The 26,275-nt window shown below is 67.1% G+C and carries 27 protein-coding genes; 14 read left to right on the top strand and 13 right to left on the bottom strand.

Translation table 11 applies throughout. From position 1 onward, the window contains the following. The 4 genes from A5736_RS20215 to A5736_RS20235 form a co-directional block, all read left to right on the top strand. Positions 1–772, top strand: a 772-nt coding sequence (locus A5736_RS20215) for an amidohydrolase family protein (RefSeq protein ID WP_139333462.1), incomplete at its 5' end; no start/stop codon positions are given. A gap of 261 nt (positions 773–1,033) precedes the next feature. Next, positions 1,034–1,774, top strand: a complete 741-nt coding sequence (locus tag A5736_RS20225; protein WP_076248210.1) for an SDR family NAD(P)-dependent oxidoreductase — start codon at positions 1,034–1,036, stop codon at positions 1,772–1,774. 23 nt (positions 1,775–1,797) lie between these two features. Continuing rightward, positions 1,798–2,517: an MBL fold metallo-hydrolase gene (locus A5736_RS20230; RefSeq protein WP_076248212.1), complete on the top strand. Its 720-nt coding sequence runs from the start codon at positions 1,798–1,800 to the stop codon at positions 2,515–2,517. Next, on the top strand, positions 2,514–3,326 hold the full coding sequence (locus tag A5736_RS20235) for an SDR family oxidoreductase (protein WP_076121903.1): 813 nt from the start codon (positions 2,514–2,516) through the stop codon (positions 3,324–3,326). The genes A5736_RS20230 and A5736_RS20235 overlap by 4 nt, the downstream gene beginning before the upstream one ends. Here the strand turns inward: A5736_RS20235 and A5736_RS20240 are convergent. Beyond that, positions 3,320–3,931, bottom strand: a complete 612-nt coding sequence (locus A5736_RS20240) for a hypothetical protein (protein WP_076248214.1) — start codon at positions 3,929–3,931, stop codon at positions 3,320–3,322. The two genes, A5736_RS20235 and A5736_RS20240, sit on opposite strands and share 7 nt — an antisense overlap. A gap of 65 nt (positions 3,932–3,996) precedes the next feature. Between A5736_RS20240 and A5736_RS20245 the strand changes: the two genes are divergently transcribed. Together A5736_RS20245 and A5736_RS20250 are read left to right on the top strand one after the other, a co-directional pair. Then, positions 3,997–5,481 carry an MFS transporter gene (locus A5736_RS20245; protein WP_076248216.1) on the top strand — a complete coding sequence of 495 codons (1,485 nt, stop codon included), beginning with the start codon at positions 3,997–3,999 and terminating at the stop codon, positions 5,479–5,481. A 70-nt stretch (positions 5,482–5,551) separates the two neighbouring features. Then, the gene (locus A5736_RS20250) at positions 5,552–5,980 is read left to right on the top strand and encodes a DoxX family protein (protein ID WP_076121733.1); all 429 of its coding nucleotides are present in this window, start codon (positions 5,552–5,554) and stop codon (positions 5,978–5,980) included. 2 nt (positions 5,981–5,982) lie between these two features. Here the strand turns inward: A5736_RS20250 and A5736_RS20255 are convergent, their stop codons facing one another. Beyond that, positions 5,983–6,618: an HD domain-containing protein gene (locus tag A5736_RS20255; RefSeq protein ID WP_076121730.1), complete on the bottom strand. Its 636-nt coding sequence runs from the start codon at positions 6,616–6,618 to the stop codon at positions 5,983–5,985. A 176-nt stretch (positions 6,619–6,794) separates the two neighbouring features. Here A5736_RS20255 and A5736_RS20260 point away from each other — a divergent pair, with 176 nt between their 5' ends. Together A5736_RS20260 and A5736_RS20265 are read left to right on the top strand one after the other, a co-directional pair. After that, positions 6,795–7,595: an SDR family NAD(P)-dependent oxidoreductase gene (locus tag A5736_RS20260; protein WP_076121728.1), complete on the top strand. Its 801-nt coding sequence runs from the start codon at positions 6,795–6,797 to the stop codon at positions 7,593–7,595. 10 nt (positions 7,596–7,605) lie between these two features. Then, positions 7,606–8,556 (top strand): phosphotransferase family protein, encoded by a 951-nt coding sequence (locus A5736_RS20265; protein WP_076248251.1) that lies wholly within the window; start codon positions 7,606–7,608, stop codon positions 8,554–8,556. Here A5736_RS20265 and A5736_RS20270 read toward each other — a convergent pair. Continuing rightward, complete coding sequence (locus A5736_RS20270) at positions 8,553–8,804, bottom strand: hypothetical protein (protein WP_076121726.1); 252 nt, start codon at positions 8,802–8,804, stop codon at positions 8,553–8,555. The two genes, A5736_RS20265 and A5736_RS20270, sit on opposite strands and share 4 nt — an antisense overlap. 170 nt (positions 8,805–8,974) lie before the next feature. Between A5736_RS20270 and A5736_RS20275 the strand changes: the two genes are divergently transcribed. Beyond that, positions 8,975–9,661: an MspA family porin gene (locus A5736_RS20275; protein ID WP_371328398.1), complete on the top strand. Its 687-nt coding sequence runs from the start codon at positions 8,975–8,977 to the stop codon at positions 9,659–9,661. Positions 9,662–9,668: 7 nt separating this feature from the next. Here A5736_RS20275 and A5736_RS20280 read toward each other — a convergent pair whose 3' ends face one another. From A5736_RS20280 to A5736_RS20305, 6 genes are all read right to left on the bottom strand, one after another. Further along, a complete protein-coding gene (locus tag A5736_RS20280; RefSeq protein WP_076248220.1) occupies positions 9,669–10,964 on the bottom strand; it encodes an acyl-CoA dehydrogenase family protein in 1,296 nt (431 codons plus the stop codon). 24 nt (positions 10,965–10,988) lie between these two features. Then, positions 10,989–11,765, bottom strand: coding sequence for an enoyl-CoA hydratase/isomerase family protein (locus tag A5736_RS20285; protein WP_076248222.1), 777 nt, complete (start codon positions 11,763–11,765; stop codon positions 10,989–10,991). A gap of 112 nt (positions 11,766–11,877) precedes the next feature. Beyond that, positions 11,878–12,120 (bottom strand): DUF1918 domain-containing protein, encoded by a 243-nt coding sequence (locus A5736_RS20290; protein WP_076248224.1) that lies wholly within the window; start codon positions 12,118–12,120, stop codon positions 11,878–11,880. 119 nt (positions 12,121–12,239) lie between these two features. Continuing rightward, positions 12,240–13,070 carry an oxidoreductase gene (locus A5736_RS20295; protein WP_076248225.1) on the bottom strand — a complete coding sequence of 277 codons (831 nt, stop codon included), beginning with the start codon at positions 13,068–13,070 and terminating at the stop codon, positions 12,240–12,242. Between the two features lie 90 nt (positions 13,071–13,160). Further along, positions 13,161–15,404 carry a carbon starvation CstA family protein gene (locus A5736_RS20300; protein WP_254848415.1) on the bottom strand — a complete coding sequence of 748 codons (2,244 nt, stop codon included), beginning with the start codon at positions 15,402–15,404 and terminating at the stop codon, positions 13,161–13,163. A gap of 44 nt (positions 15,405–15,448) precedes the next feature. Further along, on the bottom strand, positions 15,449–16,978 hold the full coding sequence (locus A5736_RS20305) for an ATP-dependent DNA ligase (protein ID WP_076248253.1): 1,530 nt from the start codon (positions 16,976–16,978) through the stop codon (positions 15,449–15,451). A 112-nt stretch (positions 16,979–17,090) separates the two neighbouring features. Here A5736_RS20305 and A5736_RS20310 point away from each other — a divergent pair, with 112 nt between their 5' ends. After that, positions 17,091–17,849: an SDR family NAD(P)-dependent oxidoreductase gene (locus tag A5736_RS20310; protein ID WP_076121712.1), complete on the top strand. Its 759-nt coding sequence runs from the start codon at positions 17,091–17,093 to the stop codon at positions 17,847–17,849. A 116-nt stretch (positions 17,850–17,965) separates the two neighbouring features. Further along, a complete protein-coding gene (locus A5736_RS20315; protein ID WP_076248228.1) occupies positions 17,966–20,128 on the top strand; it encodes an acyl-CoA dehydrogenase in 2,163 nt (720 codons plus the stop codon). A gap of 28 nt (positions 20,129–20,156) precedes the next feature. Here A5736_RS20315 and A5736_RS26910 read toward each other — a convergent pair whose 3' ends face one another. The 3 genes from A5736_RS26910 to A5736_RS20330 form a co-directional block, all read right to left on the bottom strand. Next, positions 20,157–20,642 (bottom strand): hypothetical protein, encoded by a 486-nt coding sequence (locus A5736_RS26910; protein WP_254848416.1) that lies wholly within the window; start codon positions 20,640–20,642, stop codon positions 20,157–20,159. Beyond that, positions 20,585–21,289, bottom strand: a complete 705-nt coding sequence (locus A5736_RS26915; protein WP_254848417.1) for a hypothetical protein — start codon at positions 21,287–21,289, stop codon at positions 20,585–20,587. The genes A5736_RS26910 and A5736_RS26915 overlap by 58 nt, the downstream gene beginning before the upstream one ends. A 533-nt stretch (positions 21,290–21,822) precedes the next feature. Then, positions 21,823–22,173 (bottom strand): Zn-ribbon domain-containing OB-fold protein, encoded by a 351-nt coding sequence (locus A5736_RS20330; protein ID WP_076121706.1) that lies wholly within the window; start codon positions 22,171–22,173, stop codon positions 21,823–21,825. Between the two features lie 59 nt (positions 22,174–22,232). On the opposite strand from A5736_RS20330, the gene A5736_RS20335 reads away from it, so the two are divergent. The 3 genes from A5736_RS20335 to A5736_RS20345 all read left to right on the top strand — a co-directional run bounded on the left by A5736_RS20335 (position 22,233) and on the right by A5736_RS20345 (position 25,992). Next, a complete protein-coding gene (locus tag A5736_RS20335; RefSeq protein ID WP_076248230.1) occupies positions 22,233–23,423 on the top strand; it encodes a thiolase family protein in 1,191 nt (396 codons plus the stop codon). A 4-nt stretch (positions 23,424–23,427) separates the two neighbouring features. After that, on the top strand, positions 23,428–24,876 hold the full coding sequence (locus tag A5736_RS20340; RefSeq protein ID WP_076248232.1) for a FadR/GntR family transcriptional regulator: 1,449 nt from the start codon (positions 23,428–23,430) through the stop codon (positions 24,874–24,876). A 120-nt stretch (positions 24,877–24,996) separates the two neighbouring features. Continuing rightward, on the top strand, positions 24,997–25,992 hold the full coding sequence (locus A5736_RS20345; protein WP_076248233.1) for a sensor histidine kinase: 996 nt from the start codon (positions 24,997–24,999) through the stop codon (positions 25,990–25,992). Positions 25,993–26,056: 64 nt separating this feature from the next. Here the strand turns inward: A5736_RS20345 and A5736_RS26120 are convergent, their stop codons facing one another. Then, positions 26,057–26,236, bottom strand: coding sequence for a hypothetical protein (locus A5736_RS26120; protein WP_139333463.1), 180 nt, complete (start codon positions 26,234–26,236; stop codon positions 26,057–26,059). Positions 26,237–26,275 lie beyond the last annotated feature (39 nt).

Raw genomic sequence — 26,275 nt, forward strand, 5'->3', positions numbered from 1 at the left:
GAGGCTTCCGGCGCTGGCCGCCAACATGGCGGCATGGAACCGGTGGTGCGCCGCCGTTCAGGCCGAAGGTGGCGGGCGACTGCATCCTGTCGCGCACCTGACGTTGCGCGACCCGGAGTGGCTCGAGGCCGAGCTGGAGACACTGGCGGCCGCCGGTATCACGCTCGCCATGATCGGCGCAGGACCGGTGGACGGGCGCGAGTTGTCGCACCCCGACCACGACCGGATGTGGTCCGCATTCGTCGACCACGGTGTCACGCCGGTCTTCCACGTCGCCGATCAGGTTCGGGTCTTCGACGATTGCTGGTATCAAGACGATCCGGTGCAGGATCTGGTGCCCGCCACCGAGGCCGTATTCCTATGGGTGCCACCGGCGCTGGCGTTGTCCGACCTCATCCTGCACGGCGTGTTCGACCGTCATCCACGCCTGCGGTTCGGCGTGGTCGAGCTCAGCTCCGCCTGGGTGCCGCAATTTCTGATGCTGTTGGACGGTGCGTCCGCGTTCACAGCCCAGCTCAACGGCAAGCCGGTGGCCAACCTGTCTCGGCGACCCAGCGAATACTTTCTCGACCACGTCCGGGTGTCCTCTTTCTCATACGAGAACCCCAAGCAGCTGGCCCAGATGGCCGGGGACGTGTTCATGTTCTGCAGCGACTACCCGCACTCCGAGGGGACAGCGACGCCGCTCGACGACTATCGGCGGATGGGCTGCGACGGGCCGGAAATGCCCGGTCTCTTTCACGCCAACGTCGACTCGTTGCTCAACCGATAGAGCGGCTGAGCTGTGCCTCGCGCGTGACCTCGCCGCGACGGTGACGAAGCACGCTCGTCATGATGACGGTGCTCGCGGCAATCGCCGCTCTCGCGATGGCAGCATGCGTCGGCTACTATTTCGGCCGGCGCGTGGGCTCGCGGCGACCGAGCTGGAAGAGGCGGACGAGCCGGATGGCGCTGGGGAGGATGGCGATCAGTCTGCTCGTGTTAATGACAGCACGCCGCATCCGGATCAGCGCCGCGCGGATGCGAGCCTGACATGTCGGCACTGCGGGACAAGGTCGCACTGGTGACCGGCGCGTCGTCGGGCCTGGGCGCCGAAACGGCCCGGCTGTTTTCCCGCCAGGGCGCAACGGTTTTCGGCATCGGTCGGGATACCGAACGCTTGGCCGAGGTGTTCGCCGATGTGGAGCAGGGTTCGTACGCATCGGTGGATGTTGGCGTGGCGCAGGCATGTAGGGACGCGGTCGATCAATGCGTCCGCGAGTTCGGCGGGCTGGACGTCCTGGTCAACATCGCCGGCAAGCACCAGATGCGCAGAACCGAGTCGATGACCGACGACGACTGGGCACAAGATCTCGGCGTCAACCTGAACGGGCCGTATTACCTGTGCAGGGCCGCGCTGCCCCATCTGCTGGAGCGGGGCGGCAACATCGTCAACGTCAGCTCCATCGCCGGCGTCGAAGGCCAGGCGTATTCGGCCGGCTACTGCGCCGCCAAGCATGGGCTGATCGGGCTCACGCGTGCGTTGGCGGTGGAGTACACCGCCGATCGCCTGCGGGTCAACGCCGTGTGCCCCGGCGGCATGCTCACACCGCAACTCGAGCAGTTCAGCGCGCCCGACAACCCGAACTACGACCTGATCATGCGCACCGCGTCGCCGCGCGGAATGATGCAGCCCCTCGACGTCGCGAACGTGATCGGCTTCCTGGCCAGCGACGCCGCGGTCGCCATCCACGGCGCCGTCTACCGGGTCGACAACGGCAAGGGAGCCGGCTAGCACGGCGGGCGTAGCCTGCTGTGATGAGTAGTGAGCTCCAAACCACCGTCGATGAAATCGCCGACGGTATCTTCCGGTTTTCCACCTGGGTACCGGGCATCACCGAACACGGCTTCACGTTCAACCAGTTCCTGCTGACCGGGGAGCAGCCGTTTCTGTTCCACTGCGGGATGCGGCAGCTCTTCCCGCTGGTGTCCGCGGCCATCGCCAAGGTGATACCACTGGAACGCCTGCGCTGGATTTCGTTCGCCCATATCGAGGCCGACGAGTGTGGGGCGATGAACGCGCTGCTGGCCGGGGCGCCGCAGGCCGAGGTCATTCACGGGCCGCTGGCGTGCATGCTCTCGCTCAACGACATGTGCGACCGGCCCCCGGTAGTCGCCGGTGACGTGCACGATATCGGCGGTCATCGACTGCGATTCATCCCCACCCCACACGTGCCGCACAATTGGGAAAGCGGGCTTTGGTTCGACGAGACAACCTCCACGCTGCTGGCCGGAGATCTGCTCACCCACACCGGTCAGTGCCCCGCGCTCACCGAATCCGACTGCATCGCACCGGCTTTAGAGGCTGAGGCGGCCTTCCGCGCCACCGCGCTGACCCCCAACCTGGGACCCACGCTCGAGCAGCTCGCGCAGTTGCGGCCCACGACCCTGGCGCTGATGCACGGCGCCTCCTTCGCCGGCGACGGCGCCGCACAACTACGCGGCCTCGCCGACGGATATGCGGGGATGGCCGGTTGACCGCAACCGATCGCCGGAGCCCGTTCCGGGACGACCTGCTGCAGGGGAAGGTGGCACTGGTCACCGGCGGCGCCACCGGTCTCGGCCTGGAAGTCGCGCGCGTGCTGGGCGGCCACGGCGCCCGCGTCGCAATCTGCAGTCGCAAGGAACCGAACCTTCAAGAGGCCGTCGCGGCGCTGCGGCAAGAGGGGATCGACGCGGTGTACGGCGTCTGCGACGTGCGCCGCCACGACGAGGTCACGGCGGTCGTCGAGGAAGTGCTGCAGACGTTCGGTCAACTCGACATCGTCGTCAACAATGCCGCCGGAAACTTCCCCGTCCCGATCAGCGACCTGAGTCCCAACGGATTCAAGGCCGTCGTCGACATCGACCTGCTGGGGACGTTCAACGTATCGAAGGTGGCGTACGACCTGTGGCTGCGCGATCACGGCGGCGCCGTGGTGAACATCAGCGCGGCAATCCAATACCGAGGCATGGCGCTGCAGGCGCACGTCGTTTCGGCCAAGGCGGGCGTCGACGCGCTGACCCGCACGTGCGCCATCGAATGGGGTCCCGACGGGGTCAGGGTGAATATCGTTGCGCCCGGGGCGATGTCGGGGACCGAGGGAGTCAAGCGAATCGCCGGCGACGATCGCCAGCGCACCGCACGAAGCCCGCTGCGACGACCGGGGTCGACCACCGAGGTCGCCGAAGCCGTGCTATTCCTGGCCAGTGATGGCGCGTCTTACGTAACGGGCGCAACCCTAGTCGTCGACGGCGGCGGTTGGCTGACCGCCGATGGGGTGCCGGATCTGCCCGGTTATCACTGACTGGCGATGTACCCGCGGGGCAGCACCGAGAAATCGACGCACGCCGCGGCCAACACGTCGCCCACCTCTGGTGCCACCGGCGCGCTGAGTTGGAGCATTGCACCGGCGGACGGCGCTTTCAGGCTGGTGACGTTGTAGTCGAGCAGCAATTGATAGGCCGTTTCTTCGATGTCTTTCCAACCGGTGCGAACCGTCATCAGGGTAAGGACACCGAGTTCCTGTCCGGAGGGCGACAGCAACCGGTGATGCCAGGCGGTGTCGGCCTTGAATCCGGTGTGCGGCTGTACCACCGCTAGGACGGTGCCGCCACCGTCCTCGAACCGCGCCGCACCGTCGGTCGGCACGATCCTTCCCACCGGCGTGTTGTCCTTGGTGATTGTGGTGGTTCCCGCCACCGCGATCCGGAATTCCTCGCCCGCGGGGCTGGACAGCGTGTACTCGCTCTTGCCCCCGTTCTTGAATCCGAGCAGGACGGCGGCGCCGCCTTTTTGCTTTGCTTGCCCCAATTCGGCGCCGTCGGGAGTCGTGAGCTGAACCCGCAGTGCATTGGACGTCGACCTGGTCACTCGCGCGGCGACAGCGGTTGCGCCTCCGAGAATCGGCATGCCGAGATGGTAGACCCTTGATCCCGCTAATTGCTCCGGCTGCCCAATGGCGCAGAATCGGCATCGTGGACCGGCCCGCGAGCGCGCCACGTCAGCTGCCATTGGCGGCGGCGGGCGCGCGCTGGCTGATCGCCGCGGCCGTCCTCGGTTCGGGAATCGCGCTGTTGGACGCCACCGTTGTCAACGTCGCGCTGCCGGCCATCGGCCGTGAGATGGGTGCGGGCTTGACCGGTCAACAGTGGGTCCTCGACGGCTACCTGCTGACGTTGAGTGCGTTGCTGCTTGCGGGTGGCGCTGCCGGAGATCGTTACGGCCGCCGCCGAATCTTCGTTGCGGGACTGGTCGTTTTCACCGCCGCCTCACTCGGTTGCGGTCTCGCACCGACCATCGGGTGGCTGATCGGCGCCCGGCTGGTTCAGGGCGTCGGTGCGGCGGCGCTGGTTCCCGGGAGCCTTGCGTTGATCGATGCCGGCATCTCCGATGAGGATCGGGGCCGTGCGGTGGGAATCTGGGCGGGGATGTCCGGAGTGACAACGGCGCTGGGTCCGTTCATCGGCGGCTGGTTGGTGGATACGGCGTCATGGCGCTGGGTGTTCTTTTTGAACGTCCCGCTCGCCGTGGCTGTGGTGTGGATCGCGGCCCGTCACGTCAGCGAATCCCGCGATCCAACGCTGCGCGGCCGCCCCGACATCCTGGGGACCGCCGCAATCACGGTGGGCCTGGCCGGGGTGATCTACGCGCTCATCGAATTTCCTTCCCGCGGTTGGACATTGGCGACGGTGACCGCCGCCGCCGTCGGTGCGTCGGCGTTGGTTGCGTTCCCGCTGATCGAACGCCGTGCGCAGTCGCCGCTGTTGCCCCTGAACCTGTTTCGCTCCCGGCAATTCACCGGAGCCAACCTCACGACCCTGGCCGTCTACACGGCGGTCGGCGGAGCCTTGTTCCTCGTAGCCCTGCAGCTGCAACAGAGCCTGCGTTACTCCGCGCTCGCCGCCGGCCTGTCGATGTTGCCCTTGACGATCATCATGCTGATCGGCTCCCCGTGGGCCGGCGCGCTCGCGCAGCGCACCGGGCCACGGCTGCCCATGACGGTCGGTCCGCTGATCGCCGCGGCCGGCCTGGCGTTGATGACGCGAATCGTGCCCGGGGCAACGTATCTGGCCGTGGTGCTGCCTGCTGCGGTCGTGTTCGGTGTAGGCCTGGCCATCACCGTTGCGCCGCTTACCGCGGCCGTTCTTTCGGCCGTACCCGACGGCTATGCCGGGACCGCGTCGGGCGTCAACAACGCCATTGCGCGCGTCGCCGGACTGATCGCGGTCGCCGTCCTGCCGATCGCGGCCGGAATCCGAGCGGGCCCCGGGCAGCCGCTCGGCGCCGGCTTCGCGCTCGCGATGGCCATCACCGCGGTCGTCTGCGTCGTCGGCGCCATCATCTCGTTCCTGACCATCCGCACCGGCGCCGACATCACACGACAGGTGCTGCCGGGAATCAACCACGCGTGCCAGCAGCCCTGCACCAGACGCCCTGCCAGCACGCGCGACGCGGCGTAGTCCAACGGGTTGGTCTGCTACAAGCCGCTGGCCCGGTAGCTCGACTGGGCGCGACCGTAACGTCTGTCGTATGACGAGAAATCTGAACTATCGCCTCGCCCGCCATGCGCCGGCCGTGCTTAGCCTGTTTCGGTTGGTCTACGGTCTTCTTTTCGCCGGATACGGTTCGATGATCCTGTTCGGTTGGCCCGTCCGTCCGGCGTGGCCGGTCGAGGTGGGAGCCTGGCCCGCCTGGTATGCCGGCTTGATCGAACTCGTGGCGGGGTTGCTGATCGCGGCCGGATTGTTCACCCGCGCCGCGGCGTTCATTGCCTCGGGCGAAATGGCGGTCGCGTATTTCTGGATGCATCAGCCGCGGACGCTCTGGCCGATCGGAGATCCCCCGGCGGGCAATGGTGGAACGTTGGCGATTCTCTTCTGCTTCGGTTTCTTCCTGCTGCTCTTCATGGGCGGGGGGAGCCATTCAATCGATGCTCGACGCGGCAACCCGCGGCGCTGATCTCACTCGCCCCAGCGGCCGTGCGACGCCATGACCTCCACCAGAGCGGGGCTTCCGGACTGGCGTTCACGCAGTAGGTCGCCCGGCATCGAATAGGGTGGCGCCGCCTCGGGGCTGCGTTGCGCGTGCGCGACGATCGCGTCCACCAGTGTGCGCGCCATGGATAGCCGCGGGTACCGGTCATGGATTGCCGCGGCCGTCTGCGCGTCTATGGCCTCGGCGTTGCGGCCGAAATCCGCACCGATGCCTGACTGCGTCAGCAAGCAGAGCGCCCCGCGCCGATTGGCGATGCCAATCGAGGTATGTAGGGCGATGGCTTCCCAGACGCCATCCACGACCGCGCGCTCGCAGCCCTGTTCGGTTAGGAAAGCCGCCGCGAGATCCGCTCCCTCGACCTCAAACCGCTGCTTGCCGGGCGCCGCGGTCCCCACGCCGAGGTCGTGCAGGACGCACCCCAAAAACAAGGCCTCACTGTCATAGTCGGCGCCCGGCCGCATCCCCTCGCGGGCCGCGAGCAGCTCCCCGAACAGGTAGCTGCGCACGCTGTGGTTGAACACCGACGGCGACTCGGTGGACTGGGCCAGCCGCATCGCGGCCTGCGCGACGGCGGTGTCGATCAGATCCGGAACTTGCTGCATGGGCATTACGTTAGGCCGGCGCGTGTGTGACGTGGTGAGTGGCTGCAACGCCATGCTTCCCACGATTTAGGCCATGCGTTTGGGGCGCCGGGGCGTGCTTCCGATCGGACGGTGATAATGACATTCTCTAGTTCGGAGAAGCCATTTCCGCATGCCGGTTCCGGAGGAGATTGACGATGGGCGCAGACCAACGGTGCGACGGGAAGGTCGCCCTGGTAACCGGAAGCAGCCGCGGGCTGGGCAAGGCCATCGCCGCGCGGCTTGCGGCCGAGGGTGCGACGGTGGCGCTGACCGCGCGCACGATGGATCCCGATCCCAAATACCAAGGGTCGCTGGCCCAAACCCGCGACGAGATCGCGGCCGCAGGGGGTCGGGCCATCGCGGTGCAAGCGGACCTATCCCAATCCGAGGAGCGTGAACGGCTCTTCGCCGAGGTGGTGCAAGCCGTCGGCGCACCCGACATCCTGGTCAACAACGCCGCGGTGACCTTCCTGCGGCCACTCGACGGGTTTCCCGAGCGACGGGCCCGGCTGATGATGGAGATGCACGTCCTCGGCCCGTTGCATCTGTGCCAGTTGGCAATTCCCGCGATGCGCGAGCGCGGGCGGGGCTGGATTCTGAACGTGACGTCGGTGGGCGGCGACCTGCCGCCCGGGCCACCGTTCTCCGATTTCGACCGCGCCGCCGGCTTCGGGATATACGGCACCGCCAAGGCCGCGCTCAATCGGCTCACCAAAAGCCTTGCCGCCGAACTCTATGACGATGGCATCGCCGTCAACGCGGCCGCTCCGTCGAATCCCGTGGCGACCCCCGGGGCCGGCGCCCTCGACCTGGCCAAGACCGACACCGAGGGGATCGAGCTGATCACCGAGACCGTCTTCCGGTTGTGCACGGGCGATCCGAAGACCATGACCGGTCGCATCGCGCACACCCAGCCGTTTCTGGCCGAAGTCGGCTGGCTGGAATCGGCTGGCTGACCGGATGAGCATGGCCGCCGAACTCGACGTCGACGACCTGCGGCGGCGACTGGCCGGCGCGGGTGTCACCGGAGTCGAGTCACTGGCCGGGGGAGCGTCCAGCCTCACCTTTCGGGGCGTGCGCGATGGCCGGGCGGTGGTGATCAAGGTCGCTCCGCCCGGCGTCGAGCCGGTCGCGCACCGCGACGTGTTGCGCCAGGCCCGCATCATCAAAGCGCTTGCCGCGACGCGGGTTCCGGTTCCCGAGGTCCTGTGGGAGGACGCCAGAAAACCGCCCCTGTTCGTCATGTCCCATGTGGAAGGCGACTGTGTGGAGCCGTTGTTCGACGGTTGCCCATCGACCCCTGACCTCGCCGAGCGATACCGCAATGCATGCCGGGCGATGGCCGCCTTACACAGCCTGTCGCCGAGCGACTTGGGGTTGGGCAGTGAACCGGTCATCGATCCGGTATCGGAAGTCCGGCGCTGGTGCGACACGTTGCGCACCGTCGACGCCGCACTGGTGCCAGGCTGGCAGGGCGTGCGTGACGCGTTGTTAGGTTGCGCACCAACGGGTTTGACGCCGAGCGTGGTGCACGGTGACTTCCGGCTGGGCAACCTGGTGTCCGTCGGAGCGCGCGTCAATGCGGTGATCGACTGGGAGATCTGGTCGATCGGCGACCCGCGCGCCGACGTGGGCTGGTTCCTGATCAACAGCGATCCTGATACCTATGGGCGCGTCTCGGCCTCGGCTGGAATGGCACCGCCCGTCGCTGAGCTTGCCGACATCTATCAACGCGAGCCGGGTTGCGAGGTCAGCGACTTGGATTGGTTCATCGCGTTGGCGTGCTTCAAGTCAGTGGCGACATGGTCGCTCATTGTCAAGCACAACCGCCGAAGGCGCTCTCCGCGAGCCGAATTGGAGGCCATGGCCGCGACCGTCCCACGGTTACTCGAGCGCGCGCGGTTGATGCTGGACTAATGGCACCGCACGAACGGGTTTTCACAGTACATTCCGACGCCACCCCAGTTCTGTTCCGAATCGCCTTCGTCTTGCGTAGGCGCTCGCAGTGCGGGGACCGCCCCCGATATCAATTGGTTGATGACGATGTTGGCGCCGCCCGACCCATCAGTTTGTGGGTCCGCGTTGGCCAGACCAGTGGCGCCGAAGAAGTTCGCGGCACATACCGCGCCGGCAAACAGTCCGGCCGCGCACGCGCGAAATTTCATGCCGCCGATTCTACCGCCCGGCGAATGAGGAGGATACAGAATTTCCCGCGTTCTTGCGTGGCAAGATCGCAGGTCAATTACGAACGTGCAACAGCTTTGATTGGCTGGCCAGCAAATTTCGCGCCTCGCATCTCGCGCTGCGTACGGTGTCGCGCGTGAGGCCGATCGCTGTGGTTATGCACCGCGTTGCGGCTGTCGCCGTCTGCTTCGTCATATCGGTGGCCATGGCGCCCCCGGGAACTGCGGATCCTGAAGTTGAGCCCGCCGCCGCCGAGGCGGCCCCACCGGCCGACGGGCAGGTACCCTCGGCCGATCCGGCAGCCTTGGACACTCCCGATGGCTGGACGTTGACCCTCGGGGCGAGGGACGAGTCGCAAGTTCCCGTCGCGCCGTTGACGACGGCGGTCTCGTCTCGCGAATACCTCGCCAGCGGGACATTCGTTGCTTCGCTGAAAGGACCGGAACCGCCTCGAGGCGTCCTCGAGGTGGGTTACGAGATCGGCTGCGGAATCGACATGAGCACGTCCAACGGCGTCACGATGGCGGGTAGCGCCGGCCTCAGCCCGGGCCTCGCCTTTACAGGAATATTCACCGGGGTCCCCGGTGTCGTGCCGTTGGTGACCACGCCGATGAACGGCGTGCTCAGCGTAGGGCTCAAGCCCGGCATCATCATCGTGGTTCCGGTGGTCAAGAAACAGTTCAAGGGTTCCGATCCCTGGGTCATGATCAGCAACTTCCACGTCAAGATCGACGGATGCGTGGGTCAGTCGTTCATCCGCTCCTACGCGACCCTGACTCGAGTGACCGATGAATCCGACGTGGTGCTGTCCTACGTCGGCGTCACGAAAGCCGTTTGAAAGCCGCCTAGCCGCGCGCGATCCCGGCCAGCTTGTCCGCGAACTTCGCCTCGGCGGCCTCGCGCAGCCGCAGCAGGTGCTCGGAGGGGAACAGATCGGGAGCCGGCACGCGGTCTTTCAGCAATTGGCGGGCCAGCGTCACCTTGTGTACTTCGGTCGGACCGTCGGCAAGGCCGAGCACGAACGACTCCACCAGGTATTGCACAAAGGGCATCTCATGAGTGGTACCCAACGATCCGTGTAACTGAAGCGCCCGCGACGACACGTCGTGCAGCAGCTTCTGCATCATCGCCTTGACCGCCGAGATGTCGGCGCGTACCGCCTTGTAGTCGTTGAATTGGTCGATCTTCCAAGCGGTTTGGAGTGTGAGCAGCCGAAAGGCCTCGATCTCCATCCACGAGTCGGCGACCATCTCCTGGACCAGTTGCTTGTTCGCCAACACCTCGCCCTGGGTGTAGCGCGACACCGCCCGCTCACAGATCATGTCGAAGATGCGCCGGACCAGCCCCACCGTGCGCATCGCGTGGTGAATGCGTCCGCCGCCCAACCGGGTTTGTGCGACGACGAAGGCCCCGCCGCGCGGGCCGAGCATGTGGTCGGCCGGCACCCGCACGTTTTCGTAACGCACGTAGCCTTCGCGCCCACCGCCCGGCGGCTGATACCCCAGTCCGACGTCGCGCATCACGTTGATGCCGGGCGTGTCGCCGGGCACGACGAACATCGAGTAGCGCTGATACGGTGGCGCCTCGGGGTCGGTCATCGCCATCACGATGATGAACGACGCCATCGACGCGAACGACGAAAACCACTTCTCTCCGTTGATGATCCAGTGATCACCATCGGGCACCGCGGTGGTGCGGAACACCTTCGGGTCCGCGCCGCCCTGCGGTTCGGTCATCGAGAAGCACGACACGATGCGGTTGTCCAGCAGCGGCTCGAGGTAGCGCGCTTTGAGCTCGGGAGTGCCGTAGTGCGCCAGGATCTCACTGTTGCCGGAATCGGGTGCCTGCGACCCGAAGACTATCGGCGCGCATTCCGACCGGCCCAGAATCTCGTTGAGCAGAGCCAGTTTCACCTGACCGTAGCCGGGACCGCCTAGATGCGGCCCCAGGTGGGTGGCCCACAGGCCGCGCTGCTTGACGATCTGCTGCAGCGGCGGGATCAGCGCCTGACGCACCGGATCGCCTAGGTCGTGAGACTCCTTGACGATCAAGTCGATCGGCTCGCATTCGCTGCGCACGAAGTCCTCGACCCATTCGAGTTGTTGCGCCCACTGGGAGTCGGTGGAGAAGTCCCACGCCATGTGTCGTCCTCTCTGCGTTGCGGCTCAGCGAGACCACTTTTCGCGGCGCTGCGCCGCCTCGTCGGTGGCATGTGCGATCACCTGGTTGCGGTTCTCCAGTTCGAGCGCCGACGAGAGACCGGCCGCGTCGGTGTTCACTTGCAGCGCGCGCTTTGTCAGTTGCACACCGAGCGGGGCAAGATCCGCGATCAGCGACGCCAGCTCCAGCGCGCGGTCGGCCAACCGATCCGGCTCGACGACTTCGCTGACCAGAGCGCGCCGATCGGCCTCGGCGGCCGAAACAGTGCGGCCGGTGAGCATCCAATCGGCCGCGACGCTGGTCCCGACGATGCGGGGCAGGTGATAGCTCATGCCCATCTCTGCCCCCGACAACCCGAGCAGGATGGCCCCGTTGCCGAATGATGCCGCGGCCGAACAGATCCGGATGTCGCAGGCGAGACACAACGCGAATCCCGCACCGACACAGGGGCCGTTGACCGCGGCGATGACGGGCTGCGGCAATTGACGGATAGCTTCGGCCAATCCGGCCATGTCCTCCTGGAACCGCAAACGGTCCGCCGCCGGCGCGCCGGCCTCGGGCACGTTGGGCCCGAAGTCACGCATGTCGATGCCGGCGCAGAAGCCGCGACCGGCGCCGGTCAAAACCACTGCGCGTACCGCGTTGTCGATTGAGGCATCGGCCAGCGCCCGACGCAACTCGGACTGCATAGCCTCGTTGATCGCGTTGAGGCGGTCGGGTCGGTTCAGACGCACGACGGCGACACCGTCGCGCGGCCGTTCGAGTTCCAGCGTGTTGGTCAGCAGAGATCCCCTTCGATCATCACCGATCGTAATGTGTCTCTCGGCTGAGGAGAATATCCCTCTCCTAGACGGCGAAGCTATTCTCCGTTGGGGTCGCCGTCCGGAAGCGTCGCTATGTCCGCGGGTGGCCGGCCCGCGCGGCGGCCCGCCGGGCGGCCTCGGTGTGCTCCGCCGCGGTCACCACCACCGCGTCGGATCCGGGATAGACCGTCGCCTCGTGGCCCGTCACCAGCCATCGCACCACGTACGGCGGCGAGCCGTCCTCAGCGCGCACCCCGATGATCTCCGCATGCTGATCATGCCTTTCCGTCGTCGTGCCCTTGACAACGAGGAAGTCGCCGACCCTGGCCTTCATCGCCCGCTCCCTTCTCTCGGGGTTGTGAGACGTGCCGACCCCTCCAATCGTGCGCGCTTTGCTCACCCAACGGAAGACGCAGCGGGCGCAATCCGAAAATGACTGGGGCAGCGGCGGGTTCAGGTGTCGAAGTTCGTGCCGGCGGTCAGGGCTTCCCATTTCGCGATCTCGTCAGCGCGGGCGTCGGCGACATAGCGGTACAGGCCCAGGGCGTCGGGCCCCAGCAGCAGGAACCCCGGGGGCTCGTCCGACTCGACCGCAGCGATGATCGCCGAGGCGGCCTTGGCGGGATCGCCGGCCTGGTTGCCGTCCATCGTGTCGTTTTCCTTGCGGCGCTGCCCCGCGGTCCCGGCGTAGTCATCGATGATGGTGGCCGACTGCACGAGCGAGCGTCCCGCGAAGTCCGTCCGGAAGGCCCCGGGCTCAACGACGGTCACCGAAATGCCCAGGGGAGCGAGTTCGCCGCGAAGCGAGCCGCTCATGCCCTCGATGGCGGCCTTGGCGGCCGAGTAGTAGCCGGACCCCACCGGATTCACGGTGGCGCCGATGGAGGAGATGTTGACGATCGCGCCGCTCCGGCGGGCCCGCATGCCGGGTAGCACGGCCTTGATCATCGCGACGGTGCCGAAGAAGTGCGTCTCGAACAGGGCGCGGACTTCGGCGTCGTCGCCTTCCTCGACCGCGGCGCGATAGCCGTAGCCGGCGTTGTTAACCAGAACGTCGACGGCACCGAACCTCTCGTCGGCCTGCGCAACGGCGGAGGTGACCTGATCGGGCTTGGTGACGTCAAGCGCGACCGGGAGCACGCGCTGCGTCTCGGGATCTTCCAGGTCGGCGACCTTCGCGACGTCGCGGGCGGTGACGACGGCGTTGTGGCCGGCGGCGATGACGGCTTCGGCGAGCGCGCGGCCGAGTCCGGTCGAGCAGCCGGTGATGAGCCAGGTGGACATCAGAATGTCTCCGTACCTAGTGGGTCGAGCGTCGACTTCTTGCGCTATTTCGCCCCATCCCGTCCCGACAAGTCGACGTTCGGCGCGTAATCATAGGGCGTCCCACTGCCGCTTCACCTTGCGTTCGCTGGGCGTGGGCACCAGGCCCGACGGCGCGAACAACTTCGACGCCACCGGGTCGTCCTCGGTCAACGGCCTGCCGCCGCCTCGAATTGCCTTGAGCGCAACGACGATTCCGGCGATGAACACGATCACGACAACCAGCGCGAAGAGGATCGACAGGGTGCCCTGGATGAACGTGTTCCGAATGACGTCGTCGAGCTGATGGGCGTTCTTCGCCGAACCGAACGCCGTCCTCCCCGCGCTTCTTGCCGCCAGGTACTGCGCGTGCTGGGTCCAGTACCCGACCGCGGGATCCCCGGAGAAGATCTTCTGCCACGACGCGGTCAACGTGACGGCCAGGTCCCACAGCAGCGGCACTCCGGGGATCCACGCCCAGCTGGCCAGGCCCTTTTTGATGACGACCACAGTGACGACGGTCAGCGCGATCGCTGCGAGGAGTTGGTTCGCGATGCCGAACAGGGGGAACAGCGTGTTGATTCCGCCCAGCGGGTCGGTCACGCCCATCAGCAGGATGCTGCCCCACGCGGCGACCACGGCGAGACTGCAAAGCCATACACCGGGGCGCCAGCTCGGGTTTCGCAGCTTGGCCAGCGGGCCGCCGAAGTTTCCGAGCGTGTCGGAGAGCATGAAACGAGCGACCCGGGTTCCCGCGTCGACGGCGGTCAGGATGAACAGCGCCTCGAACATGATCGCGAAGTGGTACCAGAACGCCTTGAGCCCGGCGCCGCCGAACGCCCGATTCAGTACCTCGGACATGCCTACCGCCAGCGTGGGGGCGCCGCCGGTGCGCGACACGATCGACTTTTCGCCGACGCTCGCGGCGGCCTGGTTGAGCTGGTCGGCGGTCGCGGGCGCGCCCGACAACCCCAGCCCGTTGACGTAGTGGGCGGCGCTGGCCGCGGTGCCGCCGGTCTGCGCGGCCGGGGCGTTGAGGGTGAAGTACAGGTGCTGGTCGAGGATCGCCGCGCTGATCAGCGCCATCACGGCGACGAACGATTCGGTGAGCATCCCGCCGTAGCCGATAAGGCGCATCTGGCTTTCCTTCTCCAGCATCTTCGGCGTCGTCCCCGACGAGATCAGCGCGTGAAACCCGGACAGTGCGCCGCACGCGATTGTGATGAACAGGAACGGGAACAGCGAGCCGGGGAACACCGGTCCGTCGCCGCGTGTGGCGAATCCCGAGATGGCGGGCGCCCGCATGATCGGCTGCGCGATGCAGATGCCGACCGCCAGCAAGGCGACGGCGCCGACCTTCATGAAGGTCGACAGGTAATCCCGCGGCGCAAGCAGCAACCACACCGGCAGCACCGACGCGACGAAGCCGTAGATGACGATCAACCACGACACCATCACCGGTGACAGGTTCAACCACGATGCGCCCCAAGGGGTTTCGGCGACCCAGTCGCCGGCCGCCACGGCGAGCATCAGCAGCACGAAGCCGATGATCGACACCTCCGCCACCCGCCCGGGCCGCAGGAACCGCAGGTAGCAGCCCATGAAAACGGCGATCGGGATGGTCATGGCGATGGAGAAAACGCCCCAGGGACTCTGCGCCAGCCCCCGCACCACCACGAGCGCCAGCACCGCGATGATGATCACCATGATCGCGAACGCCCCGACCAGGGCGGCGGCACCGCCGGTCGCGCCGAGCTCGTCGCGGGCCATCTGGCCCAGCGAACGGCCCCGGCGCCGGGTGGAGATCCACAACACCAAGTAGTCCTGCACCGCGCCGGCGAAGACGGCGCCGACGATGATCCAGATGCTGCACGGCAGGTAGCCCATCTGGGTTGCGAGCACCGGACCTACGAGCGGTCCGGCTCCGGCGATGGCGGCGAAATGATGGCCGAACAACACGCGCCGGTCGGTGGGCACGTAATCGGTGCCGTCGTCGAGGACCTCGGCCGGCGTGGCGTGGTCGTCCCGCGGGCGGACGATCTTCATTTCGATCAGCCGGGCATAGAACCGGAACCCGATGATGTACGTGCAGATCGCCGCGACCACGAACCAGACCGCGTTCACCGTCTCCCCGCGGGCGAACGCGATGATCGCCCAGGCAATGGCACCGAGCACGGCGATCACCGCGAAGACGATCTTGTGCCGGACGGTTATCGGTGAGTGGTCGATGATCGCGACGGCCGGTAAGTCCTCGTCGGTGCGGATGTAGCTGACCTGGCTGTTATCGCTTTCGCGTGCTGCGATGCGCTCCGTCACGCTCAAAACCCTACGACGGCCGGGGGTCTGCCGCCCGGGGAGAATCAGTACAGCGCTCGCACGGTGTCGATGGTGTCAGCTTCGGCCGGGCTCTTGTCGTCGCGGTAGCGCACGACGCGGGCGAACCGCAGCGCCAGCCCGCCCGGGTAGCGCGACGACTTTTGTAGCCCGTCGAACGCGATCTCGACGACCTGCTCGGGCCGCACCACGACGACGTGCCCGTCGGTGCCGCCGACGGCGAGCTCGGTGAACCGGACGGTCTGCCAATCCAGCATGGCGTCGGTCATTCCCTTGAAGGTCTTGCCCAGCATGACGAAGCCGCCGGTGGCCGGATCACGCGCGCCCAGATGGATATTGGAGAGTTTTCCGCGTCGGCGCCCCGAGCCCCACTCCACGGCGAGCACCACCAGATCGACCGTGTGCACCGGCTTGACCTTGAGCCAGCCGGCTCCGCGACGGCCCGCTTGATATGGCGCCGCCGGCGCTTTCGCCATGACGCCTTCGTGCCCAGCGGCCAGTGTCGCGTCCAGGAAGTCGGTGGCGGCCGCGGGGTCGGACGTGACGAGCCGGTCGACCCGCTGCGCGGGTGGCACCAGCGCGTCCAGGGCGGCCAGCCGGTCGGTGGTCGGGGCATCGAGCAGGTCGACGCCGTCGCGGTGCAAGATGTCGAAGAAGAACACCGAAAGTGGCTGCGCCAGTTGGGCTGCGGCCACGTCGACGGAACGGCCGAAGCGTGATGCGGTGACCTGGAAGCGGTGTGGCCGGTTGTCTGGGCGCAGCGCGATCGCTTCGCCGTCGGCGATGAACTCGCTCACCGGTAGTGCCAGCGTCGCCTCGACCACCTCGGGCAGCCGGGCGGTGACGTCGTCGAGGCTTCGGGTGTAGACCGTGACCTGGTCACCGGCGCGGTGGATCTGCACGCGCGCACCGTCCAGCTTTGCCTCGAAAATCGTTGCGCCGCCATGGCGTTCGAGCGCATCGGCGACGCTGGTCGCGGTCTGGGCCAGCATCGGGCCGCCCGGGAGGCCCACCCGCAGCGTGAACTCCTCTAGGGCGGCGGCCCCGCCGGTAAGACCGGCCGCCGCTACCGCGGGTAGATCCCCGCCCAGCATCGCGGCGCGCTGCACCGCGGCGGCAGGAATTCCGGCGGCGCGGGCCACGGCGTCGGCCATGATCCCGGCCAGCGCGCCCTGGCGCAGTTCGCCGCTCATGAGTCGCAGCAGAAAGGTCTGTTCGGTTTCTGTCGCGGCGGAGAACAGGCCCGCCACGAGTTCGGCGCGCCGCGCCTGGGACCCTTTGCCCGAGACGGCACCGATCTCGGAGAACGCGGCGTCGACACCGCTGACGGTCAGGGTCGGATGCGACGCCGCGGGCGGACGCGACCGCAGCGACGCCCATCCCACGCCGATCTGGCGTTGCCGCAGCTCACCCGAGAGCCACGACACGATGATCGAGACGAGCTCGGGATCCGGCGCCGCGCGGCGGAGCAGCCCGGCGATGTGGGCGACCTTGGTCAGGCGCGACGCGGTGCCGCCGACGTCCGCAGACGTCGTCGCCACGTCGAGGAGGAGCACGGTCGCCAGCTTGGCATGGCTCGGTGACAAGCCTTCGGAGCCGACACGCTAGCGTGCCTAGATAACGTTACAGATTGCGTGGAATCTGACAAGCCAAAAAAGGGAGGTCCGGATGGAGATCAACGGGAAGAAGGTCGTCGTCATCGGCGGCGCTTCGGGCATGGGGCGTGCCAGCGCCGAACTTCTGCACGAGCGCGGCGCGCAGGTCGCGGTGCTCGACCGTGAGGGCTCCGACGGCAAGGAGGTCGCAGAAGGCGTCGGCGGCAAGTTCTACCCCGTCGACGTCACCGACTTCGGCGGCACCGAGGAAACGTTGCAGGCCGCGGTCGACGACCTGGGTGGGCTGCACGTCGTGGTGACCACCGCGGGCGGCGGCATCGCCAAGCGGACCATGACCAAGACCGGCCCCCACGACCTGGAGTCCTTCCAGTCCGTCGTCGATCTCAACCTCATCGCCAGCTTCAACATCAGCCGACTGGCCGCGGCACACATGAGCAAGAACGAGCCCGAGGACGAGGAGCGGGGCGTCATCATCAACACCGCGTCCATCGCGGCCTTCGAGGGCCAGATCGGGCAGGTCGCCTACACCGCCGCCAAGGCGGGCATCGCCGGCATGTGCCTGACCATGGCGCGCGACCTCGGGTCGCTGGGCATCCGGGTGCTGGCGATCGCGCCCAGCCTGTTCGCCACGGGTCTGACCAAGGGCATTCCGGAGGAATTCGCCTCGGCGCTGACCAAGGACGCGGCCTTCCCCAAGCGTCTGGGCCGGCCCGAGGAGTACGCCAAGCTGGTCGCCGCCATCGTGGACAACCCGATGCTCAACGGCCAATGCCTGCGGCTGGATGCGGGACAACGGTTCGCGCCCAAGTAAACAACCCCGCGGCCCCCGGGCCGGCGGCCTCGCGGCAATACAGTATCCTCTTTAGGCAGCCGCCCCGCTCCCCCTCGGAGCGGGGCAGGCAGTCAGCCCGGTAGCGAGGAGGCCCGATGGGTATCGCACTGACCGACGACCATCGCGAACTCGCCGAGGTAGCCCGCGCGTTCCTCACCTCGCAGAAGGCGCGCTGGGCGGCGCGCTCGCTGCTCGATTCGCCGGACGAACCCCGGCCCCCGTTCTGGCAGAACCTGGTGGAACTCGGCTGGCTCGGCCTGCACGTCGACGAAGAACACGGCGGCTCGGGCTACGGGCTGCCCGAACTCGTGGTGGTGACCGAAGAACTCGGCCGCGCGGTGGCGCCGGGACCGTTTGTGCCGACGGTGATCGCGTCGGCGGTGATCGCCAAAGACGGTAGCGCCGAGCAGAAGTCGCGGCTGCTGCCCGGCCTGATCGACGGGACGCTCACCGCTGGCATCGGCCTGCACGGCCAGGTGCGGGTCAAGGACGGCACCGCAGACGGTGAGGCCGGGATCGTGTTGGGCGCCGGGCTTGCCGAGCTGGTGCTGATCGCGGCCGGCGACGACGTGCTGGTGCTGGACCGCGGCCGCGCCGGTATGTCGGTGGACGTGCCCGACAACTTCGATCCGACCCGGCGTTCCGGGCGGGTGCGCCTGGAGAATGTGAGCATCGCCGCCGAGGACATCCTGCCGGGGGCCCGGGAATCGGCGTTGGCGCGGGCGCGGACCTTGCTGGCCGCGGAGGCGGTGGGCGGGGCGTCAGACTGTGTCGACGCCGCCGTCGACTATGCGAAGGTGCGCCAGCAGTTCGGCCGCACCATCGCCACTTTCCAAGCGGTGAAGCATCATTGCGCGAACATGTTGGTGGCCGTCGAATCGGCCATCGCCGCGGTATGGGACGCCTCGCGTGCCGCGGCGGAGGATGAGGAGCAGTTCCGCCTCATCGCCGCAGTGGCTGCGGCGCTGGCATTCCCGGCCTATGCGCGCAACGCCGAACTCAACATCCAGGTGCATGGCGGCATCGGCTTCACCTGGGAACACGATGCGCATCTGCACCTGCGCCGGGCGCTGGTGAGTTCGGCGCTGTTCGGCGGCGACGCGCCGGCCGGCGACGTCTTCGATCGCACCGCGGCCGGCGCCGTCCGGGAGAACAGCCTGGACCTGCCGCCCGAGGCCGAAGAACTGCGCAAGCGGATCCACGCCGACGCCGCCGAGATCGCCGCGCTGGACAAGAAGGCCCAGCGCGACAAGCTGATCGAGACGGGCTATGTGATGCCGCACTGGCCCAAGCCGTGGGGTCGCGCAGCCGACGCCGTGGAACAGTTGGTGATCGAAGAGGAGTTCCGCGCGGCGGGCATCAAGCGCCCCGATTACTCGATCACCGGTTGGGTGATCCTGACCCTGATCCAGCACGGAACTCCTTGGCAGATCGAAAGATTCGTGGAGAAGGCGCTGCGTCAGGACGAGATCTGGTGCCAGCTGTTCTCCGAGCCCGAAGCCGGATCGGACGCGGCGTCGGTGAAGACTCGCGCCACCCGGGTGGACGGCGGCTGGAAGATCAACGGGCAGAAGGTGTGGACCAGCGGGGCGCAGTACTGCGCGCGTGGCCTGGCCACCGTGCGCACCGACCCCGACGCCCCCAAGCACGCCGGCATCACCACCGTGATCGTCGACATGAACGCGCCCGAGGTCGAGGTGCGGCCGCTGCGGCAGATCACCGGCGGCTCGGAGTTCAACGAGGTGTTCTTCAACGACCTGTTCGTCCCCGACGAAGATGTCGTCGGCGCGCCCAATTCGGGGTGGACGGTAGCGCGGGCGACGCTGGGCAACGAGCGAGTCAGCATCGGCGGCAGCGGATCGTTCTACGAGGGCCTGGCGTCGAAACTAGTGCAGCTTGCTCAGGCGTCAGATCGGTTGGCGGGAGCGCGAATCCGGGTCGGAAACTTCCTCGCCGACGATCACGCGCTGCGGCTGCTGAACCTGCGCCGCGCCGCGCGCAGCGTGGAGGGCGCGGGACCGGGTCCGGAAGGCAACGTCACCAAACTCAAGCTGGCCGAGCACATGATCGAGGGCGGCGCGATCTCAGCGGCGTTGCTGGGGCCCGAGGTCGCACTGCTCGACGGGCCCGGCGCGATCGTGGGCCGCATGATGATGGGCGCCCGCGGCATGGCGATCGCGGGCGGCACCTCGGAGGTGACCCGAAACCAGATCGCCGAGCGGATTCTCGGCATGCCGCGCGACCCGCTGATCAACTAACGACGGAAGGCCTGTTCTGTCGTCCGCGCTAGGTCGACGTGTCTTCTAGATACGGCGCCAAGCCGAGGTTTTCGGTCAGTGTCAGCCAGTCGGCCGCCGAGACCGTATAGGCAGGGGGTTGATTCGTTACGGGCGCGTTGGCGGACCACGAAAATCGCCGCTTGAGCCCTTCGAAATTGCGGCATCCGATGGTCAGCGGTTGCATGCCCGGAACGCAGACGGACATGGCGGGCGTCGTCGAAAAGTACTGGCCCGCAGCATCTGAGGCGACATTTTGGGCCGACGGGAACGCATGGCCTGCCGAGAGCTGGTAGGTAGCCGGTGTAGCGGTCACCTGCGAAGCCGATGCCCGGGCATTGGGCGCGTTGGTTTTTGGGTCGATCACTTGGATCGTGTCGTTGTCGACGTCAATGAACAGTTGGGGTTGCGAGAGCGATTGCGTCAGTCGGTGTTTCTTTACGAGCGCGAATGCCCCATTTCCTGGATCAGCAGCGGGTTGGGAAACAGCAGGCACCGGGTCGGTTCTCCTGGTGCGGGCCCGCGCGCAGCGGACCGGCCACCCAGGAGCAGCAGCTCATCGAAGTCTGACTCCGCCAGCCATGCGTCGACGACCCACACCGGCGGCGCGTCGAGCGGTGTCGCCGGAGCGATGCGACGATCGCGTCCGCCCAGAACAAAATCGCGACGGCCACATTGCAGATGGAGCGCGACCCCGTTGTCTAACCAGAGGCCCAGCTGCGCATCAACGAGTGGGTAGACATCACCGCGCCGCCGATCGATGGTGAGCCCGTCGCTGTTCACGGTGATGAGGTACTTGCGGCGCGATCGCCAAAAGATGCGGGCGGCAACACCCACCCCGACAACCAGCAGCCCGACCACGACGCCGTAGATGACCGGGGCGCCGATATGTGGGGAGGGCAGGCGAATGACCTTTAACACTCGCAAGACCTGCAGCCCGCCAAACAAGACGGCCACCGCAAAAATCGCCGAATAGCCGACCTTCCAGTATCGAATCCAGTTGGGCGAGAAGGCCCCAGAGGACGCTGCGAACTGACGCGATGTGGCCGATTGGTCGCTAATGCTCATGCCGCCTCTTTTCTTTCCGCTGCCGTCGACGGCTATCCGTGGAACCCCGGGTCGTAGTGCGGCGGGACGGGACACCAGCCTGGGCCGCAATTGACACCCGAGGGATTATCGGGCGGGGGATTGTCTCCGTCCCAAGTATGCGAACTCTGCAGCGTCGGCTGCCCGTTGAGCGCAATTCGGGGAACGTTGCCCCATCCGTCGGCGACGATGTACCAGGTATGGCACACGCTCATATCCCAGGCGTAGTTCTGTGCGACGCCACGAGACGAGTTCGGGCCACTCGGCCACTCCATCGACTGCCCTGGGCACCAGGTAAATGGTCCCTTGTTGGCGTGAGCGATACCTGGGACCAGCCCTACGCCGACGACGGCAACGCCGCCGGACAGCAGTGCACCGGCAATGATTCGCGAGATTTTTCGACTGAGGTTCATGCGGGGTCCTTTGTCCCGTGCGTCGCCTACCTCGGCGCCGCTTTCGCAATTACACCGGGATCGGTTCGCTACCGATCCCAACAAAGCTTTTCGAACCTTTCGCCCAAGGATCATTCGCAGTCGTTAAGGACCCGCAGCATACTGCGCGGCGCTGTGCCGCGGAAGAGAATTCGGAGGTTAGGCGGGCGCGAACAATGGGGCGCCGCCGGCGCCCTTCTCGGGCCGTGCCTCGACGGTCATCCCGCACTTGACCGAATCCGGTTCGCAGTCAACGATATTGGCGGCCACGCGTAGGCCGCTTTGTTCGGCGAGCTCGACGATCGCGATCACGTAGGGGACCGGTATCTCGGGGTTGTACGGGTGGTGGTTGACCGTGTAGGTGAACACCGTGCCGCGTCCGGAGACCGGTCGCGCCACCAGTGGGCCGCCGCATACGCGACATTCGCCGGAAGCCGGATGAACCCAGCGGCCGCAATGGTCGCAATGCTCGATGAGCAGGTGGGACGGCGACTCGGCTGGCACGGCCAATACAGTACACTCTATTGGTCCAGTGTGTGCGGTGGGGTTTGGTCCTTCGGGCGGTGCATATGACGTATTTCGAAAAAGACGCGATCTTGTCGGGCATCGGGATCTCGCGAATAGGCCGTCGCACCGGCATCCCGGGATTCGAACTGACCATGGAGGCGGTGCGATCCGCCATCGCCGACGCCGGTCTGGGGGCCGCCGACATCGACGGCATCGCGACCCTGGGCGACACCCCGGCCGCGGAGGTCAACGCCGCCCTGCGGGTCGAGGCGGCCGACTGCGGCTCCGGATTCGGCACCGGCGGCCTGCTGAGCCCGGTGATGTCGGCGTGCCGGGCGGTCGCCGAGCGCCGCGCCCGCCACGTGGTGGTCTACCGGACCATCCAGATGCTGGGCGGCACGGTCCTAAAGCAGGAAGAGAATGCGCCGGCGCCGGCGCTCGCGCGCATGTTCGAGACACCCGAAGGCGCCGAGCGTCCCGCCGTCGGCGCGATGGACGACGTCAACGATCTGGTTGCGGCACAGGCGTATTCCGCCGCGAACTGGCTGGCGTTGAACTGCCGTCGGCACATGGAGTTGTACGGAACCACGAAGGAGCAGCTGGGCTGGCTGGCGCTCAACGGCAGACGCAATGCCGCGCTGAATCCCCTTGCGGTGTACCGCGAACCGATGACGATGGCCGACTACCTGGCCGCGCGGCCGGTGTCGACACCGTTCGGCCTGCTGGACTGCGATGTCCCCATCGACGGATCGATCGCCGTGGTGGTCTCGCACGCGGACTACGCCCGCGACTGCCCACACCGCGCCGTGCGGGTGGAAGCGATCGGCGGGTCCGACGGCGCCGGTGGTTGGTTCCACCGCGACGACTACCCCAAGATGGCGATGTCGGACGCTACGACAGGGATGTGGTCGCGCACCGAATTGAAGCCCGCGGACCTCGAACTCGCCGAGTTGTACGACGGCTTCACGTTTCTCACGCTGGCCTGGCTGGAGGCGCTGGGCGTATGCGGTGACGGCGAGGCCGGCCCGTTCGTCGAGGGCGGTGCCCGGATAGCCCGCGACGGCGTGCTGCCGCTGAACACCTATGGCGGCCAACTCTCGGCCGGGCGCATGCACGGGTACTGGGCGTTGCACGAAGGGTGTCTGCAGTTGCGCGGCGAAGCGGGGGAGCGGCAGGTGTCGCGGCGCCCGGAGGTCGGCGTGGTTTCGGTGGGCGGTGGCCCCGTCGCGGGATGCATGTTGCTCACCTGTTGAAACGATGAGTACCACTCCGCAGGCCAGCCCAGCGAACAAATTGGCTTCGACGATCGCCCGCGAGATCGAGGCGGACATCGTTCGCCGCGGCTGGCCTGTCGGCGAGTCGCTGGGTTCCGAACACGCTCTGCAACAACGCTTTTGCGTGAGCCGATCCGTGCTGCGGGAAGCCGTTCGGCTGGTGGAGCATCATCAGGTCGCCCGGATGCGCCGCGGACCCAACGGTGGACTGCTCATCTGCGAGCCGGACGCTGGCCCGGCGACCCGCGCCATCGTCATCTATCTCGAGTACCTTGGCACGACGCCGGCCGACCTGCTCAACGCGCGCCTGGTCCTCGAGCCGCTGGCGGCCTCCCTTGCCGCCGAGCGAATCGACGAAGCCGGCATCGGTCGGCTGCGAGCGGTGCTGCGCGCGGAGGAACACTGGAGGCCGGGTCTGCCGGTGCCGCGAGACGAATTCCACATCGCGCTGGCCGAGCGATCCAAAAACCCCGTCCTGCAATTGTTTATCGAAATCTTGATGCGGCTCACCAAGCGATACGCGCTGCAGTCGCGAACCGAGTCGGCAAGCGAGGCCATCGAGGCGATCGACTACATGCACAACGACCATTCCGAAATCGTCGCCGCCGTCACCGCCGGTGATTCGGCGCGAGCCAAGACGCTGTCCGAGCGCCACGTGGAAGCGGTCACCGCCTGGCTGCAGCAGCATGGCGACGGGCGCCGTAGCAGGGCACGCCAGCGGCGACTCAACCCCGAGGCGCCGCGGGCCAAGCTGGCCGAGGTGCTGGCGGCCAACATCGGCGACGACATCGCGGGCGCCGGCTGGCGGGTCGGGTCGGTCTTCGGGACCGAGACGGAGCTGCTGGCGCGCTACCGGGTCAGCCGCGCGGTGCTGCGCGAAGCGGTGCGGCTGCTCGAATATCACTCGGTGGCTCGGATGCGGCGCGGACCCGGCGGCGGGCTCGTCGTCACCCAACCCCAGGCGCAAGCCAGCATCGACACCATCGCGCTGCATCTGCAGTACCGCAAGCCGAGCCGCGAAGACTTACGCTGCGTCCGGGACGCGATCGAGATCGACAACGTCGCCAAAGTCGTCAAGCGGCGCAGCGAACCCGACGTGGCTGCCTTCCTCGAGACGCATGGGCCCGCATTCGGCGAGAACCACCAAACCGCAGACGAAGTGCGCACGGCCACCGTCGAAGAATTCCGGTTCCACGTCGGACTGGCGCGACTGGCCGGCAACGCGTTGCTGGACCTGTTCCTCAGGATCATCGTCGAGCTGTTCCGCCGGCACGGGTTCAGCACCGGCGGGGCGCTGCCGACCGCGGCCGACGTCGTCGCCGTCGAACACGCGCACCGTCGGATTCTCGAGGCGATGGCCGCCGGGGACGACAGCCTCGCGCGTTACCGCATCCGTCGTCATCTGGACGCCGCGGCCTCCTGGTGGCTGTGATCGAGCCGCAGTTGGGGCGAGCCCGCTTTGTGACCCATAACCTGCATAGCCCACGCGCGCACGGGGTACTGGGGTAGGTAACGCGTAGGCAGGGCGCCGGTCCAGCAGGGGGTTGGCATTGTGATCGAAAGCGGGAGCGCCGAAAAAGTGAGCTGGGGCACGGAAAGGGAACGTCAGGGCTTCGTTCACACCGCGCTCCTCTATCACTCTCAGCGGGAGTACCTGGATTTCGTGGCGGCCTTCGTCATTGACGGGCTTGCGATGGACGAACCGGTGCTCGTCGCCGTGCCCGGCGACATGATGGCGCTCGTACATGACGAGCTGTCCGGCGCGGGCGGGGCGCCGGACGGCCTGCGGATGGCCGACACCACCGAGGTCGCCCGCAATCCGAATCGATTCATGGCCATGGAGGGTTCCTTCGTCGAGGAACACCCCAACCGGCGGGTGCGAATCGTCAGCGAAGTCTTCTGGCCGGGCCGTACCGACGATGAGCTTTGGGCCTGCGTAGAGCGTGAGGCGCTGGTGAACGAGGCATTTGACGGTCACGCGGTGACGGGGTTGTGCCTCTACGATGCCAGCCGTCTGGATGAGGACGTGCTGGCGGACGTCCGTGCCACCCACCCGATGCTGTGGAGCAGCGGTTCGCTGCATCCCAGCGCCGATTACGCGCCCGACGCCGTGATGGCGCGCTGCAACGAACCCTTGCCGATCAATCCCGGGGCCGTCACGTGCATGGTTCGCAAGTCCGCGGATTTGCGCCTGGCGCGGGCTTTCGCCGTGAACTATGCCGACTGGGTCGGACTGTCGCAGGACTGCATCGAGGATCTGCAGTTGATCGCCACCGAGCTGGCCAGCAACAGCTTGATGTACACCGACGGCGCGTGCCGATTGGCGTTTTGGCGAGACGACGAGCACTTGGTCTGCGAGGCGCGCGACAGCGGACGCCTCGACGACCCGTTGGTTGGACGGCTGAATCCGGGCCCCAGCGGACCCGCCAGCCGGGGACTATTTCTGGTGAACGCCATATCGGATTTGGTGCGCACCCACTGCACGCCGGCGGGCACGACCATCCAGGCCTATCTGCGGCTTGATCCCTCACCGCGGCCGGTTGGATAAAAAGGCGACCCGCTGGAACCGACCCCCGCGCCGCGGTCCCAGCGAGTCGCGCCCGTTGTATCGACTAGCTCGGGACGGGCGGCGCGTCGACCGTATGGGTCGCTCCCGGAGCAGGCATGAGGTTGACCCCGACGTCGATCCCGTTGCCCGATCCGGTGGTGGTCGAACACCCCGTCGGTAGCAAGACCGCGACGAGCCCGGCGGACATCGTGGCGATTTTCAGGGTCTTCCTCGTGTTGTTCATGAATCCTGCCTTTCATGCGCGGGTGCTAGGCGTAGGGAG

It is taken from the genome of Mycobacterium sp. SP-6446 (genome assembly GCF_001954045.1).
In the GTDB taxonomy this organism is placed as follows: Bacteria; Actinomycetota; Actinomycetes; order Mycobacteriales; family Mycobacteriaceae; genus Mycobacterium.

Coding starts and splice junctions, on each gene's coding strand:
- A5736_RS20225 (WP_076248210.1), top strand. CDS start 1,034: ATGTCGGCACTGCGGGACAAGGTCGCACTGGTGACCGGCGCGTCGTCG.
- A5736_RS20230 (WP_076248212.1), top strand. CDS start 1,798: ATGAGTAGTGAGCTCCAAACCACCGTCGATGAAATCGCCGACGGTATC.
- A5736_RS20240 (WP_076248214.1), bottom strand. CDS start 3,931: ATGCCGATTCTCGGAGGCGCAACCGCTGTCGCCGCGCGAGTGACCAGG.
- A5736_RS20250 (WP_076121733.1), top strand. CDS start 5,552: ATGACGAGAAATCTGAACTATCGCCTCGCCCGCCATGCGCCGGCCGTG.
- A5736_RS20255 (WP_076121730.1), bottom strand. CDS start 6,618: ATGCAGCAAGTTCCGGATCTGATCGACACCGCCGTCGCGCAGGCCGCG.
- A5736_RS20260 (WP_076121728.1), top strand. CDS start 6,795: ATGGGCGCAGACCAACGGTGCGACGGGAAGGTCGCCCTGGTAACCGGA.
- A5736_RS20265 (WP_076248251.1), top strand. CDS start 7,606: ATGGCCGCCGAACTCGACGTCGACGACCTGCGGCGGCGACTGGCCGGC.
- A5736_RS20270 (WP_076121726.1), bottom strand. CDS start 8,804: ATGAAATTTCGCGCGTGCGCGGCCGGACTGTTTGCCGGCGCGGTATGT.
- A5736_RS20280 (WP_076248220.1), bottom strand. CDS start 10,964: ATGGCGTGGGACTTCTCCACCGACTCCCAGTGGGCGCAACAACTCGAA.
- A5736_RS20290 (WP_076248224.1), bottom strand. CDS start 12,120: ATGAAGGCCAGGGTCGGCGACTTCCTCGTTGTCAAGGGCACGACGACG.
- A5736_RS20295 (WP_076248225.1), bottom strand. CDS start 13,070: ATGTCCACCTGGCTCATCACCGGCTGCTCGACCGGACTCGGCCGCGCG.
- A5736_RS20310 (WP_076121712.1), top strand. CDS start 17,091: ATGGAGATCAACGGGAAGAAGGTCGTCGTCATCGGCGGCGCTTCGGGC.
- A5736_RS20315 (WP_076248228.1), top strand. CDS start 17,966: ATGGGTATCGCACTGACCGACGACCATCGCGAACTCGCCGAGGTAGCC.
- A5736_RS20335 (WP_076248230.1), top strand. CDS start 22,233: ATGACGTATTTCGAAAAAGACGCGATCTTGTCGGGCATCGGGATCTCG.
- A5736_RS20340 (WP_076248232.1), top strand. CDS start 23,428: ATGAGTACCACTCCGCAGGCCAGCCCAGCGAACAAATTGGCTTCGACG.
- A5736_RS26120 (WP_139333463.1), bottom strand. CDS start 26,236: ATGAACAACACGAGGAAGACCCTGAAAATCGCCACGATGTCCGCCGGG.